This window comes from Blautia sp. An46 (assembly GCF_002161645.1).
GTDB lineage: Bacteria > Bacillota > Clostridia > Lachnospirales > Lachnospiraceae > Blautia > Blautia ornithocaccae.
The window spans coordinates 154071-170206 of record NZ_NFIF01000007.1 but is presented as its reverse complement, the minus strand read 5'-3'; the positions used below and the strand labels follow the sequence as shown (position 1 = coordinate 170206).

The window sequence follows — 16136 nt, the reverse complement described above, 5'->3', positions numbered from 1 at the left end:
TCCCAATGTGGCCGTCCACCCTCTCAGGCCGGCTACTGATCGTCGCTTTGGTGGGCCGTTACCCCGCCAACTGGCTAATCAGACGCAGGTCCATCTCACACCGCCGGAGCTTTTCACACTGGGCCATGCAGCCCTGTGCGCTTATGCGGTATTAGCAGTCATTTCTAACTGTTATCCCCCTGTGTGAGGCAGGTTACCTACGTGTTACTCACCCGTCCGCCGCTCAGTCACAAAACTCTTCATCCGAAGAATCTAAGTTAAGTGCTTCGCTCGACTTGCATGTGTTAGGCACGCCGCCAGCGTTCATCCTGAGCCAGGATCAAACTCTCTGATAAAGTGTTTGTTCCAGGTCATGATAAACTCTCGCTTATCCAAACCTTTTACTGTTTTGGTTCGTTGAACCGTTTTTAAAAATGAATGTAAAAGAATTTTCAGTTCATGTGTTTCACTGTTCAGTTATCAAGGTCCCTGTCTTGCGACAGCCATATCAGATTATCACATCTTTTCTGGCTTGTCAAGAACTTTTTTCATTTTCTTGAAAATTTCTTTTTTCAAGATTTTCAGAAGTTCCTGAGAGCACCGCTCTCGCCGACAGCTATGTTAGAATACCACAGTGTTTTCCCTTTGTCAATAAGTTTTTTGAATTTGTTAAAAATTATATGTTTTATATTTAATTTAGAATATTCTGATAATTATAATTGCTTAACTGCAGACTTTTTATCAACTTAAAAGCTGTTTCTCTGGCTGCTTTAATGAGAAGGCTGTCCTTCTCATGGCATATAAGCCTCCTGAGTTCGGACAGCCTGTCTTTATAATAGGATAAGAGGAACTATTTTCCCTCTTTTTACATCTATCAAGCCCTTATCTGTCAGCTTTAAAGCCGGACTTACCGGAAGTCCCAGGGTTGCGAAAGACATGATTGGATTATAATGGGCATACCCCAGATTCTCCATACTCTGCCGTACAGCCTTCAAGCTCTGTGCAGTCTCTTTTAATGGTTTTTCTGAAAGCAGACCTGCCACAGGGAGGGCCAGCTCTGCAAGGATTTTCCCCTTATCTGCTGTAAGGAAACCACCCTGGAGTTCCTGAAGCCTGCAGACCGCCAGAAGCATATCCTCCGGAGAATCCCCTGCAACAAGAAGATTGTGGTGATCATGACAGTAGGTAGTTGCCACTGTCCCATGTTTCATACAGTTCCCGGTCACAAAGCCATAGCCGATATTTCCGTTTTTTCCATGACGTTCTATCGCCATAGCCAGCAGACAGCCGCTGCCCTGCCAGTCAAGTTTCCCGTTTTTTACCGCCATAGGTATCAGCTTCTCCCTGGTCTGGGTCCGGTCTCCTGATACTTCCATGGCACGGACCATAACAGAAGTGGCCCCAGCCGGCGCCGGAATCTCAAAATTTCTCTCTGACAAAGGCGGCAGAATCACACTATTATAAAAATCCTCAGGGAATCTATGGGCTGTCCGTGAGACAGATCCTTTCCTTCCGGAAAAAATCAATGCTCCGTTCTTAAAAACGTACTCCGGCTGAAAATGGGCCGGATCCCGAAGCAGTTGAAAATCTGCTACAAGCCCCGGAGCAATAGCGCCCCGGTCATATAAATGCATACGGCGGCTGGGCGTATAGGTAGCACAATAAATTGCCTGCTCCAGAGGAAAGCCTTTTTTCACTGCATTCTCCGCTACCGCATTAAGGTGGCCGGTCTCATAAAGCGTATCTGCCATTGTATCGTCTGTAACAAAACTTACATATTCAAAGAGATTATTCTCTCGAATATAGGCAATGATTTCCTCACGGAGCATTTTCTCCTGAAGTTCAAAGAACATACCGTTTTCAATCCGCTGACGTACCTCTTCCAAGGTGTGCTCTGTATGATCCCCATTAATCCCCAGATAAAGAAACTTCGCCAGATCCAGCCCTGTTAGAGAGGGACAGTGTCCCTCGATCACATAGCCTGGCTTTTCTGTGCGCAGGTAGTCCAGAAAACGGGTAATTTCCAGCTCATTTTCTTTTATAATCTGCCGGTAATTCATAATCTCGCCTACACATACCACATCCTTTTCCTCCAGCAGATGCTTCATGGCCTGGAAGTCGATCACTCCGCCGGTAGTCTCCAGCTCCCGGCTGGTAGATGGAACACTGCTGGGTATCCCGTAATAAATATCAATGGGAGTATCTTCGGCAGCTGCAATCATCTCCAGTATTCCCCGCATGCCCTTTACATTAGCAATCTCATGGGGTTCTGAAACTATCGTAGTCACGCCGCATCCTGCCAGGAAGTTACCAAATGGTCCCGGAGTCATCATCGAGCTTTCAATATGCATATGTATGTCAATAAATCCAGGTATCATATACATGCCCCGGGCGTCCAGGACTTCCTCTGCCTGAAAGTCCTGGGATTTTTCCCGGTCGATGTAATAAAATTTTCCCTGCAGGACAGATACATCTGCCGGGACAAATTTTTTCAGGTATGTATTAAACACCTGAGCATTCTTAATGAGAAGAGAAACCTTTTCCATTTTCATAAGGATCCTTTCCTAAATAAGTGTGTAAAAATACAGAAGACAGACTGCTACCATGATATACATCACTGGAGACAGTTCTTTGACCTTTCCGGCAGCGATCTTCATAATAAAGTAGGCCGGAATTGCGGCACAGATACCATTTGCAATATTATTGGCAAAAATTGTAAATGCAATGCAGATAAAGGCCGGAACTGCTTCTGTCAGATCTTCATAATGGATCTTGCTCATGCTGCTCAGCATGTTAATCCCGATAAAGATAAGGATGGGGCCTGTAGCTGCAGAGGGAATGATCAGCGCAAGAGGAGAAAGAAAAAGAGACAGTGCAAAAAAGATACTGGTAAAGATAACTGTAAGTCCCGTTTTTCCTCCCGCTTCCACACCTGCAGAGGATTCCAGATAGGTAGTCATACTGGGCATGCCAAAAAGCGCCCCGAAACTGGTAGCAATGGCATCTACTTTAAAGCACTTATCAATCCCCGGAAGATTGCCGTCTTCATCCAGATATCCGGCTTTGGCTCCTACGCCAAGCACTGTACCGAAAGTAGAAAAAAAGTCTGGTATAAATAAGGCAATAAGGAACGGAATATAGGCAAAATCCAATGCCCCGATAAAATCAATATTCATAAATTGGCTGCCAATGCCTGCCGGAAGGGAAAATGGCGAAGAAGGCAGTTCTGTAACTCCGAAAGGAATTCCGATCACTGTGGTAATTAAAATAGCAAAGATCATGCCTCCAGGAACAAGTCCCGGAGCAAGGGCGAAAGGACGGTTGGTATAAAAAGCCATAGCACAGGTAGTAAGAATGATCAGAAGGATCATAGCCGTGAACATTACGTTCCGATCCAATCCTGCATTTCCCAGGAGACTGGGAACCGTTGCCAGTACATAAGCCATAGTTACAAAAGTAGTAAGTCCTGCCAGCAGCTCTGTTTTTACATTTGTGCCGTAGGAAGACAGCTGAAATTGTTTTTCAAGCCATTTTTTCATTAGTAGTACACTCCTTCTTCTTTATATTGTCAGGACAAAGCAGGAAAACCCCTTTGACCCTAAACTTCTTCTATTGTAAAATAGGAGAAAGAAATGTGTCCAATTCATATTTTTCAGAAAAATTATGCCGAAATGGAATAAAAGAGGGGAAGGCTAAATGAATTTTCAGGAATTGAATTATGCGTTGAGTATTGCCAGATACCAGAATCTTACAAAAGCCGCAGAAGAGTTGTATATCTCTCAGCCCACTCTGAGCAAATGTCTGCAGAAGCTGGAACGGGAAATGGGCGGCAAGCTTTTTAGCCGCAGCGGAAATACCTACGTCCCGACTTATCTGGGACGCAGATATCTGGAATACGCCAGAAAGGTGCTGGCGCTGAATCAGGATTGGGAGCGGGAGCTCAAAGATATGAATGCCTGTATGGATGGAGAATTGAATATCGCTTTTCCTCTGATGCGCAGTTCCTGTATGGTACCTTCTATTATGAAGGTGTTTCATAAAAAATATCCCGGTGTCCGGGTAAATTTTATGGAGGAGGCCCATGCCATTCAGGAGAAGCTTCTTTTAAATGATGAACTGGATTTTGGAATCTTCAACGAGACAAGGCCTCACCCCAAACTTTCTTATGAAACACTGCTTAGGGAAGAGATACTCCTGGTAATGCCTCCGGATCACCCTATGGCGGGCCGGGGTATGAAAAGATCTGAAATGAAGCATCTCTGGATGGACCTGAGACTTCTGGAAAAAGAAGAATTTATCCTTCATTTTCCTGATCAGACCACTGGTCAGCTTGCTCTGGAGCTTTTTGAAACCTGGGGTATAAAACCTCAAGTCTCTGTCCGCACCAGAAATACAGAGACCAGCGTCCGGCTTTGCATGGAAGGTATGGGATTATGTTTTGTGCCGGAAACTTATATTAAAAATATGCACTTTGACACCCCTCCCGCCTGTTTTTCCGTGGGAGAGAAGGGCGTTTTCAGCACCCTCACCATTGCCAGCAGAAAAGGCGCCTATCTTCCCTCCTACGCCCAGGATTTTATCAAAATTGCCCAGGAACAGCTATAAAACCTGATTTCCGCACTGTCACTCCCTGAAAAATTCTATTCTGGAAAGAGTATCCCCTCCCCAGTGAATTTTGATTTTGGCTTTCTGAACTTTATCACTGTCAAACCCTTCTTCGGTATTGCTGTTAGGGAAGATAAAATTCTCTCCGCTGGATGTTATGGTAAGTCGAATCCTATGGCCTTCCTGGAAGGTGTTGGAAATCTTAGTCGTACGGATTCTTATAGGATAAACTTTCCCCTCTTCCATATACTGAGGATGTTCAAATCCATTTCTGTATTTGGCTCCCAGGACTCCATCCGCCAGTTTCACAGATTTTCCCTGCTCGTCCACATCGGTGATCCTCACGAAGAAATCTGTGTCCGGACAGTCGCAGGATGCATAAAGCAGCACGGACAGTTCTCCGGTTATGGTCACAGGGCTGGACAGTTTCTCTGTAGTAAAGGAAAGGATATCCTCCCGCTTTTCCTCCTTGGTATAATCCTCCGGTACTTCCAGTTCATTTTCCGACATATCCACCAGATGTACTGCAGGATTTTCCGGATCGTAGGTGTATTCCTCTGCGCCCTTTTTCTCACCAAAGGCAGCCGTCAGCCTTCCCTTGCCGCAGCTCTCTCTGTCTCCTTTTGCAGGAGCTTGTCCCCCTGCCAGATACAGCTTCTCTGATACCGTATTTTCGGGTGGCCAGTTCTCAGCACTTTTCCAGCAGTCTTCTCCCAGAGTGTAATATTCCACAGCCGGAGTCTTCTCAATACCATTTTCCGCACCTTTTAAGAAGTGTTCCAGCCACATCATGCAAAGCATATCCACATCATATCGAAGGGCGTCTTCACCCATATAGATATTGTGAATATCGTAATCTGCATTGCCGCTGTGCTTCCACGGCCCCAGAACTGCCTTCCAGGTTCCCTTTGGCCAGGTTTTCACAAGCTCCAGAGCCTCTGTGGTTCCCATGCCGTTGTCATCAAACCAGCCGGAAAGGATCAGGGCCGGCACCGGATTGCCCTGATACCGGGCCTTCCAGTTATTCTTCTTCCAGAATTGGTCCATATCCCTGTGCTCCAGCCATTTTGTGAGGAAGTCCACCTCATGGCCTAAAGCGATTTTGGGAATGTCCTTCAGAGGACGGGTTTTCAGGATCTCGTCCCAGTTCTCCTGAGCCATAAGCTCTGGCCGCATCTGACGCTCTGACATGGCAAATCCCCAGGCCAGCATGCCCGAATTAAAGCAGCCGCCTCTCCTGGGAATGTCCACAAAAGCACTGCCGGCGCAGACACTGCTCAGCATAGCCTTCAGATGAGGATTTCCGCTGGCTGCTGCCGCCCACTGCACATAGCCCAGGTAGGAGCCTCCTGTCATGCTCACCTGTCCGTCGCTCCAGAGCTGAGCAGCAATCCAGTTCAAAGTGTCATCTCCATCCTCCACTTCAAAATGCTGGGGCAGCCATTCTCCTGTACTGTCCTCCCGTCCTCTGGTGTCCTGGATCACCAAAGCATAGCCTCTTTGGACAAAGCGCCAGTAGACCTCTGTGCCCTTGGACTTTCCATAGGGAGTCCTTACCAGGACAGCAGGGCATTTTTCCTGGATTCCCAGGGGCAGGTACACATCTGTAGCCAGCCTTTCCCCGTCTCTGGTAGTCACATAAAAGGTTTTGGGCTGTGACACCGGCCATACCGGGCCAGGCTGGAATTCATCACATTCCGGATTCTGCCGGGGATATACCTTTTTCCACTCCCTCAGCACCGTCTTTTCCTCCCAGCCTTTTTTCACCAGCACTCCTACTGTATCTCTGGCGCTCATAAGCACTGCATAGATTCCTTCCCTGTCAAAGAAAAGGTCCTTGGGGAACTTCCGGTGCCGCTGGAAATAGCTCTCCCCCCTGCGGAAGGTAAACGCTTCCCCTTTACCCGTCACAAAACCCGCCGGAGCTTTTCTTATATTTTCTTCATACTCACTTTTTTCCTCAAAGAACTCCCGCAGATCCCTGCTGCACAGCTTCTGGAAAAAGAGACTTTCTTCCTGAGTAAAGGGCTTCTCCTGCCCCCATTTTCCTGTATATACGTCTAAAAGAGAAACGGTCTTTGTTTCTTGTTCTTCATAAATCTTTCCATATAAAATACCGGAAAGATAAAAATTCCACTGTGTTTTCATATTTTATGCCCCCGTGATCATACGGATCAGATACGCAACTGCGATTCCCACATAGTTTCCACAGACGCCGCCGATAACGCCCATGAGCATCCCCACGCTTACCAGGCTTTTCCACCTTGCTCCTGACGCTACCAGGGAGGAAGTGGTGCCGTCAGCGATAGCTCCCACGATTCCCAGAAGCACATACTCATATCGGATCTTTAAAAGTCTGGTAATGAGTACATGCAGGAGCAGACTTCCTGCAATAACGCAGAGGCAGAACAGGGTAATCGTAGCTGCTGAGGTCAGGAATCCCTTAATATTTACAGAGAATCCCACAATAACAAGATACATCATTCCAAAGAACAATCCAAGGTTCATCGCTCCCCGGAGCTGCCGTACAGCCGGCACCTGGGCCACAATAATGGAAATAGTAGAGATCAAAAGGATCCTTCCTGCACTGGCAAAATCTGCACTCATAAAGCTGGAAAGCTTTGTGGAAACTACTTCTGCGAAAGCCACCTTAAAAGGCTCTGTCAGCTCAATGGAAAACTTCTCCATCTTCACATCTGTAATTTTCATGTTTCCTCCTTATAATTTTATAAATACTGTATTTTATCGCATATATTGCATAAGATTTTACTATTTATAAAACTCTTTGTCAATCTAAAGCAATGAAATTTCATTGTTTTTTCTTTTTTGATGATTTATAATACCTGTACGGAGGTTTTATTATGTTAAAGATAAGAGAATACCGAAAACAACAGAATCTGACTATGAAGGAACTGGCCCAGGAGGCAGGTATGTCCATCAGTTATATTTCTCAGGTAGAACGAGGGGAAATCGACCCTTCTCTGTCAAGTCTGAGAAAAATTGCTTCCGTGCTTCAGGTTCCTTTATATCTGCTTTTAGATGATATGGAAATCCGGGGAAACCTCACCCTGCGAAAGGAGCAGCAGCTTATCCGCTGCTCAGAGGACGGCAAGGTACTATACCGTTTCCTAAGTCCTCTTCCCTCTCCGGAATTTTCTCCCCAAACTCTTCTCATACACTTTGAGGTAGCTCCCCATGCCCAGGACGTGGCTGTGCCTATCCGGCACCACTCGGAAGAATCCATCTATGTCACGGAAGGAACCCTCACTGTGCAGATAGGGGAGACAGAAGTAGTTTTGAATCCCGGAGACAGCACAGTGATTGAAAAGGATTTTCCCCATATCTGCAAAAATACCGGAGACGTCCCCGTAAAAGGGATTTCTGCTATTTCGCCGCCGGTGTGGGGACGGATGGATTTAGTAAGGTAATTGTCAAAAAAGGCCCTTATGCAAAGCAAGATTAAATGCTCCGTATAAGGGTCTCCATTCATGACAACAGGCGGCCCGCAAAGCGAGCCGCCTGTTATTTTTCATCTATTACTGAGCTAACTTAACCGGGTTGACCTTTACGCTTGGTCCCATAGTGGAAGCCAGGGATACGCTCTTTAAGAACACACCCTTTAATGCGCTTGGTCTAGCCTTGATGATAGCTCCCATAAGCGTCTGGAAGTTGTCCGCTAACTGCTCCTCTGTGAAAGAAGCTTTTCCGATTGGCACGTGAATGATGTTTGTTTTGTCAAGACGATACTCAATCTTACCAGCTTTGATATCCTGAACGGCTTTTGCCACGTCCATGGTTACTGTACCGGCTTTTGGGTTTGGCATTAAGCCTTTAGGTCCGAGAACACGTCCCAGACGACCAACAACACCCATCATATCCGGAGTTGCAACTACTACGTCAAAATCCAGCCATCCTTCGTTCTGGATCTTCGGGATCAGTTCTTCTGCTCCTACGTAGTCAGCGCCTGCTGCCTGTGCCTCATCTGCCTTAGCATTCTTAGCGAATACCAGTACACGTACAGTCTTACCTGTTCCGTGAGGAAGTACAACGGCACCACGGATCTGCTGCTCTGCGTGACGTCCGTCACAGCCTGTTCTGATATGAGCTTCGATGGTCTCGTCGAATTTTGCTACAGCTGTTTTCTTTACTAAAGAAATGGCCTCTTCCGGGTCATATAAATTTCCACGATTTACTGCTTTCGCAGCTTCTGTGTATTTCTTTCCGCGTTTCATATAAAATAACCTCCTAGTGGTAATTGCGGGAATGTCCCTCCCACGTTTGTTGATAAATTACTCTTCTACAGTAATACCCATACTTCTTGCAGTACCAGCGATCATGCTCATAGCTGCCTCTAAGGATGCTGCATTTAAGTCTGGCATCTTCATCTCTGCGATTTCCTGGATCTTAGCTTTGGAAATTGTAGCGACTTTGTTTTTATTTGGAACGCCTGAACCTGATTTAATGTTGCAAGCTTTCTTTAATAAAACTGCAGCCGGCGGAGTTTTTGTGATGAAGCTGAAGCTTCTGTCCGCATATACTGTAATAACAACCGGGATGATCAGGTCACCCTTGTCTGCTGTTCTTGCGTTGAATTCCTTTGTAAACTGTACGATGTTTACACCGTGCTGTCCTAATGCAGGACCAACTGGTGGAGCTGGTGTAGCCTTTCCAGCAGGAATCTGTAATTTAATATAACCTGTAACTTTCTTTGCCATTTTCGGCACCTCCTATAATGTGGTAATTGCGGGGATGTCCCTCCCACGAGCCATGTGACATTATGGCCCTTTCTCACTGTTGCTTTTTTGTCTTATGAAAGACTCTTAACTTCTGCGAAACTTATCTCTACCGGCGTTTCGCGGCCGAACAGCTCAACATTGATCGTCACGATCTGCTTTGCTTCATTGATACTCTGAACAACGCCCACAGTATCCTTCCACACGCCTCCTGTGACAACAACACTGTCGCCCACTCCAAAGTCTACTTCCACATCTCTTACAGTAGCGATGCCCAATGCATCGATCTCCTGCTCGGTAAGGGGAACCGCCTTGGAACCCGGACCAACAAAGCCTGTAACACCTCTGGTATTTCTTACAACATACCAGGTGTCGTCATTCATCACCATATGGATCAGAACGTATCCCGGGAACATCTTTCTCTGAACCTGCTTTTTCTCGCCGTTCTTCAGTTCCACTACGTCTTCCATGGGTACACGAACTTCTAAGATCTGGTCCTCCAGGTGTCTGTTTTCAATTGTCTTGTCAATGTTGGCTTTTACCTTGTTCTCATACCCGGAATAGGTGTGAACAACATACCAATTTGCTTCTGACATTTTACTCACCTTGTCCTTACTTAATGATCAGGTTCAGCAGCTGCAGTACTCCGCTGTCGATAACAGCAATGATGACACCTAAAACTGCAGTGATACATACAACTGCAATGGTCTGCTTAACCAGTGTCGGCTTATCAGGCCAGACGATCTTCTTAAATTCAGCCTGAAGTCCCTGTATCCATTGGCTGGCTTTTGAAGATTTCTGCTTCTTTTCTGCCTTCATATATTTCACCCTCTTAAACCTGATTACTTGGTTTCTTTGTGCAATGTATGAGTTCTGCAGAATTTACAGTACTTCTTTGTCTCCAAACGTTCTGGATGATTCTTTTTTTCCTTTGTCATGTTGTAGTTACGCTGTTTGCATTCCGTACATGCCAATGTGATCTTTACGCGCACGACTTCTCCACCTCCATGTGTCTTTTATCGCCGGCAGCTCACGTTACTGCCGTCTACGCAACATCTTGCTACTGCGACAAAGATCTTTTCCTTATTATAAACTTCAGTTTTCACTGTAAATTTAGGCACAAAAAAAAGACCTACTTCCAGTGTCGCTACACAAGCGTATCATAGAAGCAGGTCTTTGTCAAGTTTTTTCTACAACGAGGTTATTCTTTGCTCATTCTTTTCATCTTCGCGCAGTTCTTTTCCAGATGAAATAAATTTATTCGTTATAGTATAAAGCCCATCCTATCCCGAATTTATCAACTACAAGTCCCAGTATTGCTGCCCAAGGATATGGACCTTCCGTATGATAACTTTGGGCTTCTTTGCCTATTTCATTATAAGCTTCCCAAAAATCTTCTTTTTTATCATAACGGACCTCACAGCATAGAACTCCCTGAAATCCAGTACCCATACTTTTTCCTGGGCCGATCAAAATCTCTTGTCCATAAATTTCCATCATAATATGAATATCATCGTTATCCGGCGGTGTACTTTCCAATATTTTTTTTGCTTTAAAAGCTCTTTGATACAATTCAAAAGCCTCAATCCGCTCTTTATTCGATGAGCCAATACTAAAGGACATGGTAAATTTAGGATATGCTTCCATATCTGTTTCTCCTGTATACAATAAATTTTCTGGTTTATACATATTTATACTTCACCACTTTTTTTCTGTTCCCGGACAGTGATTTTTCTCCACCGCCGCCCGGTACTCCACAAAACAGCCACATATACGGCACATCCCATTTATAAGATTATCGCATTCTTTGCAGAAAGCCAGGCGTCTTTGATACTCCTGGCTTTCTGTTTTTATCTCCTCATCCAAGCCCTGGATATACTGTCTCATGTTCCTCAGAAAATCTTCTTCTGCGATGTCTTCCAGAAGACATTTTTTACAAAATCTTTTGGGCTGATCCATGGTCTATTTCACACCTGAAGCGCTGTCGGAAAGCGCCCCCTTCCCGGATATCTTATTTTGAAAAATAAAATTTCTGAAATCTGCGTATCCTCCCGTCTTATTCCCATAGCAAAAGATACCGATTCTGTAGCCGATAAATAAATCCAGAGTATATTTCATCTGAAGCTGTGTTCCGATCGTCTCCCAGTTTTCTCCATCATACGACCAGTAGAAAGCTGCCCTATCCTTAAGTTCGCAATAATCGAAATCAATTCTAAGAAAACACTGACCGGACTTTATAGGAACAGAAATTTCTACCGTTTCTCCCTGCCCCAGTTTTCCCTTGACTACTTCTACCGCAAAAGCGCCTTTCTCCTGTGCTCTTATTCCCACAGACCCATAAGTTCCCTGAAACGCCGTAAGGCCGGCAAATTCCTGAGGCTTCATACCTGAAGCGTCTATTTCTATCGTAAAAGAAGAATATGGACTCTCTGTTTTTTGAGTCAGTGTTCCACGAGCTTCCATAAGATTTGCTGCCGGAACTTTGGAAAACAGTCTCAGGTATCCGGTTCTTTTCGTGAGGGACCAGCCGCCGGGTACAGGATTATGGTTCCATTCCCACTGAGGCTTTAAACAATCTTTCTCATAGGAAAAGCTATCGCTGATAATAAGGGGTTCTGCCTTATACTCTTCAAAAGACGTTTCAAAACTTCGGGGGATCTTTCCTCCCGGCGCCAGCACCGGCCAGTTCTCCTCCCATGTAACAGGCATCAGATATGGAATCCTTCCTACTGCTCCATGATCCTGGAACAGCATGGCATACCACTCTCCCTCTTTTGTATCAATAAGAGTTCCCTGAGCGATTCCATTGTTGAAGAATCCCATATCATCATCAACCAGCACTTTACACTCATAATCCCCTAAAAGCTGGGCAGAACGATAACAGATCACCCGTCTCCTCTTCCTGCCGACAGTCGGCCAGTCAATAAAGAAAAAATAATGGAAATTATCCTTTGCAATCCAGCGGCAGCCTTCACATCTCAATCCTATCCCCTCTTTTGGGGTAGAAAACAAAAGACGCTGTACTCCTCCGCGCTTTATTCCCGACAGATCACTCTCCAGTTCCACAATTCTTATTTCCCCATTGCCGTAAACCAGATAAATATGTCCGTCCTCAAAGACAAAGGACATATCATGATAAATACCATCTAGGGTTATACGTTCCCAGCCTGTTTTTTCTATATCATCTGTGCTGTATATATATGTTTTCTGCAGATCATTACATGCAAAGCAGGCGTAGAATTTACCTTCATAGTATTTCAGACTGGTGGCCCACTGTCCCTGCCCATAGGCATTTTTTCCCTCTTCCAGCCTATAACCGGGATTATCTTCGATGACGTTAAAGATATAAGAAGTAATTTCCCAGTGTACCAAATCCCCGGATCTTAAAACAGGCGCTCCTGGCGTCACAAACATAGTTGTAGACACCATATAGTACATATCATTTACACGTATAATATCAATATCCGGCATATCGATCTCCATGATCGGATTTGTTACTCTCATCTTATACTTCCTTTCTTATCTTTTTTACTTTACAGACAAATGCAGGACACTGCAGGCCGGAATGGTAAAGGCCAGGCCTTTATCTGTGATCTTCACGTCTGTAAATTCTTTTGTGCAGACAGTTTCCGGTTCCTCAAAAGTATTCATGGCATGCATTTCTTCTGTAAGGATCTCACCCTTTACTTCAGAAATATTCTTTTCCAGAATCGTAGTATCAATCTCATAGTCCTCTGTAAGAGAAAGGTTGGTAACTGTAATATGCAGAACGCCATTTTCGTCTACAGAAACAGACTCGGTAAGATTCGGTACCTGATATTCTTCTTCCACGCCTATGGTTTCTGTATCTATATAGCTGTCCACCAGCATAGCGTCCTGATGGTATTTGTACATATTAAATACATGATAGGTAGGAGTCTTAATCATCTTTTCTCCTTCTGTAAGGATTACAGACTGAAGTACATTGACGATCTGAGCGATATTGGCCATCCGTACACGGTCGCTGTGTTTGTTAAAGATGTTCAGGTTAATACCAGCCACCAGAGCGTCTCTCATAGTGTTCTGCTGATAAAGGAATCCTGGATTGGTTCCCGGCTCTACGGTGAACCATGTTCCCCACTCGTCAACGATCAGGCCGATTTCTTTTTTAGGATCATACTTGTCCATGATAGCTCCATGACGGCGGATCAGCTCATCCATATAGAGAGTCTTGCTCAGGGTCTTATACCATACCTTATCATCAAAGTCAGTGGCGCTTCCCTTGATCTCCCAGCCTTCTGGATGGGTGTAATAATGAAGAGAAAGGCCATCCATAAATCCGTGCTGGAAAGGCTGGCTGTGGCGGAAGCAGGTCGACATAACTCCTTCTGTCCACTCATAGTCATCTACGTTTGGACCGCAGGCGATCTTGTAAATTTTCTTATCTGCTTTATAGTCTCTCACATAGGTCTGATATCTCCGGTACTCGTTGGCATAAAATTCCGGCGTCATATTTCCGCCGCATCCCCAGTTCTCATTGCCTACACCAAAGAAAGCCACATCCCAGGAATTTTCCTGACCGTTTTCTTTTCTCCAGTCTGCCATGGGGGATACTCCGTCAAAGGTCATATATTCTACCCACTCTGACATTTCCTGTACAGTTCCGCTGCCTACGTTTCCATTTACATATGCCTCGCAGCCTAACTGACGGCACAGTTCAAAGAACTCATGGGTACCAAAGCTGTTGTCTTCTACAACGCCGCCCCAGTGGGTATTGATGATCTTCTTTCTGTTTTCTTTTGGGCCTACTCCGTCTTTCCAGTGGTACTCATCAGCGAAGCAGCCGCCCGGCCAGCGAAGTACAGGGATCTTCATTTCCTTTAAAGCTTCCACTACGTCGATACGCATACCGTTTACATTAGGGATCGGAGAGTCTTCCCCTACATACATTCCCTCATAGATACATCTTCCCAGGTGTTCGGAAAAATGTCCGTAGATTTCCTTGTGGATCTTGCTTTTCTTTACATTTGGATTGATCACAAATTTTGTCATATATTTTCTCCTCTTTCATAAGACAATCCAAAAATGACTGCCCATATAATATTCCGTATTTCTGTCTATCTTTTTATTTCCCCAGACGGATCACGTTCCAGGAAGCTTTCTTCAGAACGCTTGTGGCAATACCGCCGTCCAGTTTTGTTCTGTCGTCTGCATTAACCGGATAAACTTTTTCCTCTGTCAGGCTGTTTACTGCCTTCAGATCTTCATTCTCCATAACAATGTGCTCTAATACTCTGTATCCTTCAAAGCTTCTCACATCTGTTGTCAGTTCTACGTCTTCCTCCAGATTACGGTTTACAGCAAAGATGGTCACTTCATCTTTTTCTTCGTTGTATACAGCGATAGACTCTACGTCTGTGATCTCATCATGTTTTGCTGTAGCATGCTTTGTTCCGGAAACTACCGGCTGAAGAGCAATACCTCTTCCATATTTGGAAGCATGCATAAACGGATAGAAGATGGTCTGCTTCCATGCGCCGCCTGCAGCGTCTGTCATAATAGGAGCAATAACATTTACCAGCTGTGCCAGGCAGGCCATCTTTACACGGTCTGCATGTTTCAGCAGAGTGATCAGCATAAGTCCTACCAGAAGCGCATCCTCAAAGTTATAGATATCTTCCAGCATGGGCGGAGCCACCTGCCATGGATGATTCTCTGTAATGTCATCATCTGCCGCGTTGGAATGGAACCATACATTCCACTCGTCAAAGCTTAAGTTCATGGTCTTTTTGCTGCGTTTTTTCGCTTTTACATAATCGCAGGTAGCGATAATGGTGCGGATAAAGTCGTCCATATCATCAGACTGAGCCAGATAATCGTTGCTGTCGTTATCTCTGTTTCCATAGTACTGATGCATGGAAATGTAATCTACATAATCATAGGTATGGGACAATGTAACTGCTTCCCAATCCGGGAAAGTAGGCATATCTCTGTTGGAGCTTCCGCAGGAAACCAGTTCGATCGTAGGATCGATGAGACGCATAGCCTTTGCAGTTTCTTCTGCCAGACGTCCATACTCTTCCATGGTCTTATGACCGATCTGCCATGGACCGTCCATCTCATTTCCCAGGCACCATACTTTGATGTTATGAGGGTCTTTTACACCGTGTTTAATACGCAGGTCACTGTATTTAGTTCCTGATGGATGATTGCAGTATTCCAGCAGGTTGCAGGCATCTGAGATTCCTCTGGTTCCCAGGTTTACCGCCATCATCACCTGAGAATTTACCTGTTTTGCCCATTTAGAAAATTCATTTAAACCGATCTCATTTTTCTCCAGGCTTCTCCAGGCCAGTTCCAGTCTGTGAGGTCTCTCTTCCACTGGTCCAACAGAATCTTCCCAGTAGAAATTAGATACAAAGTTTCCTCCCGGATAACGGATGATAGGCACATTCAGCTCTTTTACCAGCTGCACTACATCCTGACGGAATCCGTCAGCATCTGCCGCAGGATGTCCCGGCTGATAGATGCCCTCATATACAGCCCTTCCCAGATGTTCAATAAAGGAGCCGTAGATTCTCTCGTCAATTTTGGAGATCTGGAATTCTTTATCCAGTACCATTTTTGCTCTTCTGCTCATTTGTGTTTCCTCCTTATATATTTAAATTTTTCTTAATTATTTTACTTTTATCTATATTATATTGTTATAATGCCCATGTGTCAACGGAGGTTTTGTAAAATTTTTTATGTATATTTAGTTCTAAGTAAAATACTTTTGTTGCCTAAGTCCAGATTTTCACTTATAATAGTACCAAAGTTTAAATCTTATTCTATCTATAA

General features: G+C 44.8%; 16 protein-coding genes and 1 rRNA gene. 2 read left to right on the top strand and 15 right to left on the bottom strand.

Features of this window, described 5'->3' with window-relative positions; translation table 11 throughout:
* The 3 genes from B5G00_RS07760 to B5G00_RS07750 all read right to left on the bottom strand — a co-directional run.
* Positions 1-335: ribosomal RNA gene (locus tag B5G00_RS07760) — 16S ribosomal RNA — on the bottom strand; the annotation flags it as partial.
* A 474-nt stretch (positions 336-809) separates the two neighbouring features.
* The gene (locus B5G00_RS07755) at positions 810-2525 is read right to left on the bottom strand and encodes an adenine deaminase C-terminal domain-containing protein (RefSeq protein ID WP_087271017.1); all 1716 of its coding nucleotides are present in this window, start codon (positions 2523-2525) and stop codon (positions 810-812) included.
* A gap of 18 nt (positions 2526-2543) precedes the next feature.
* Positions 2544-3518, bottom strand: a complete 975-nt coding sequence (locus B5G00_RS07750) for an NCS2 family permease (RefSeq protein WP_087270990.1) — start codon at positions 3516-3518, stop codon at positions 2544-2546.
* A 157-nt stretch (positions 3519-3675) separates the two neighbouring features.
* Here B5G00_RS07750 and B5G00_RS07745 point away from each other — a divergent pair, with 157 nt between their 5' ends.
* Positions 3676-4584: a LysR family transcriptional regulator gene (locus B5G00_RS07745; protein ID WP_087270986.1), complete on the top strand. Its 909-nt coding sequence runs from the start codon at positions 3676-3678 to the stop codon at positions 4582-4584.
* Positions 4585-4602: 18 nt separating this feature from the next.
* On the opposite strand, the gene B5G00_RS07740 is transcribed toward B5G00_RS07745, so the two are convergent.
* Both B5G00_RS07740 and B5G00_RS07735 read right to left on the bottom strand, forming a co-directional pair.
* On the bottom strand, positions 4603-6732 hold the full coding sequence (locus B5G00_RS07740) for a CocE/NonD family hydrolase (protein ID WP_087270983.1): 2130 nt from the start codon (positions 6730-6732) through the stop codon (positions 4603-4605).
* 3 nt (positions 6733-6735) lie between these two features.
* Complete coding sequence (locus B5G00_RS07735) at positions 6736-7293, bottom strand: DUF819 family protein (RefSeq protein WP_087270980.1); 558 nt, start codon at positions 7291-7293, stop codon at positions 6736-6738.
* 152 nt (positions 7294-7445) lie between these two features.
* Here B5G00_RS07735 and B5G00_RS07730 point away from each other — a divergent pair, with 152 nt between their 5' ends.
* Positions 7446-8012 (top strand): helix-turn-helix domain-containing protein, encoded by a 567-nt coding sequence (locus B5G00_RS07730; RefSeq protein WP_087270977.1) that lies wholly within the window; start codon positions 7446-7448, stop codon positions 8010-8012.
* Positions 8013-8120: 108 nt separating this feature from the next.
* On the opposite strand, the gene rplA is transcribed toward B5G00_RS07730, so the two are convergent.
* The 10 genes from rplA to arfA all read right to left on the bottom strand — a co-directional run bounded on the left by rplA (position 8121) and on the right by arfA (position 15936).
* The gene (rplA, locus tag B5G00_RS07725) at positions 8121-8816 is read right to left on the bottom strand and encodes a 50S ribosomal protein L1 (protein WP_087270974.1); all 696 of its coding nucleotides are present in this window, start codon (positions 8814-8816) and stop codon (positions 8121-8123) included.
* 57 nt (positions 8817-8873) lie between these two features.
* Positions 8874-9299, bottom strand: coding sequence for a 50S ribosomal protein L11 (gene rplK, locus B5G00_RS07720; RefSeq protein WP_087270972.1), 426 nt, complete (start codon positions 9297-9299; stop codon positions 8874-8876).
* A gap of 92 nt (positions 9300-9391) precedes the next feature.
* On the bottom strand, positions 9392-9913 hold the full coding sequence (nusG, locus tag B5G00_RS07715) for a transcription termination/antitermination protein NusG (protein WP_087270969.1): 522 nt from the start codon (positions 9911-9913) through the stop codon (positions 9392-9394).
* 16 nt (positions 9914-9929) lie between these two features.
* A complete protein-coding gene (secE, locus tag B5G00_RS07710) occupies positions 9930-10136 on the bottom strand; it encodes a preprotein translocase subunit SecE (RefSeq protein WP_087270966.1) in 207 nt (68 codons plus the stop codon).
* A 23-nt stretch (positions 10137-10159) separates the two neighbouring features.
* Positions 10160-10309: a 50S ribosomal protein L33 gene (rpmG, locus tag B5G00_RS07705; protein ID WP_044925727.1), complete on the bottom strand. Its 150-nt coding sequence runs from the start codon at positions 10307-10309 to the stop codon at positions 10160-10162.
* A gap of 265 nt (positions 10310-10574) precedes the next feature.
* Complete coding sequence (locus B5G00_RS07700; protein WP_140403127.1) at positions 10575-11006, bottom strand: hypothetical protein; 432 nt, start codon at positions 11004-11006, stop codon at positions 10575-10577.
* Positions 11007-11015: 9 nt separating this feature from the next.
* Positions 11016-11276, bottom strand: a complete 261-nt coding sequence (locus B5G00_RS07695; RefSeq protein WP_087270961.1) for a DUF6171 family protein — start codon at positions 11274-11276, stop codon at positions 11016-11018.
* Between the two features lie 3 nt (positions 11277-11279).
* Entirely contained in the window at positions 11280-12821 is a 1542-nt protein-coding gene (locus B5G00_RS07690) for a glycoside hydrolase family 43 protein (RefSeq protein WP_087270958.1), read from the bottom strand.
* Between the two features lie 24 nt (positions 12822-12845).
* Positions 12846-14348: an alpha-N-arabinofuranosidase gene (locus B5G00_RS07685; RefSeq protein ID WP_087270955.1), complete on the bottom strand. Its 1503-nt coding sequence runs from the start codon at positions 14346-14348 to the stop codon at positions 12846-12848.
* Between the two features lie 73 nt (positions 14349-14421).
* Entirely contained in the window at positions 14422-15936 is a 1515-nt protein-coding gene (arfA, locus tag B5G00_RS07680) for an arabinosylfuranosidase ArfA (RefSeq protein ID WP_087270952.1), read from the bottom strand.
* Positions 15937-16136 lie beyond the last annotated feature (200 nt).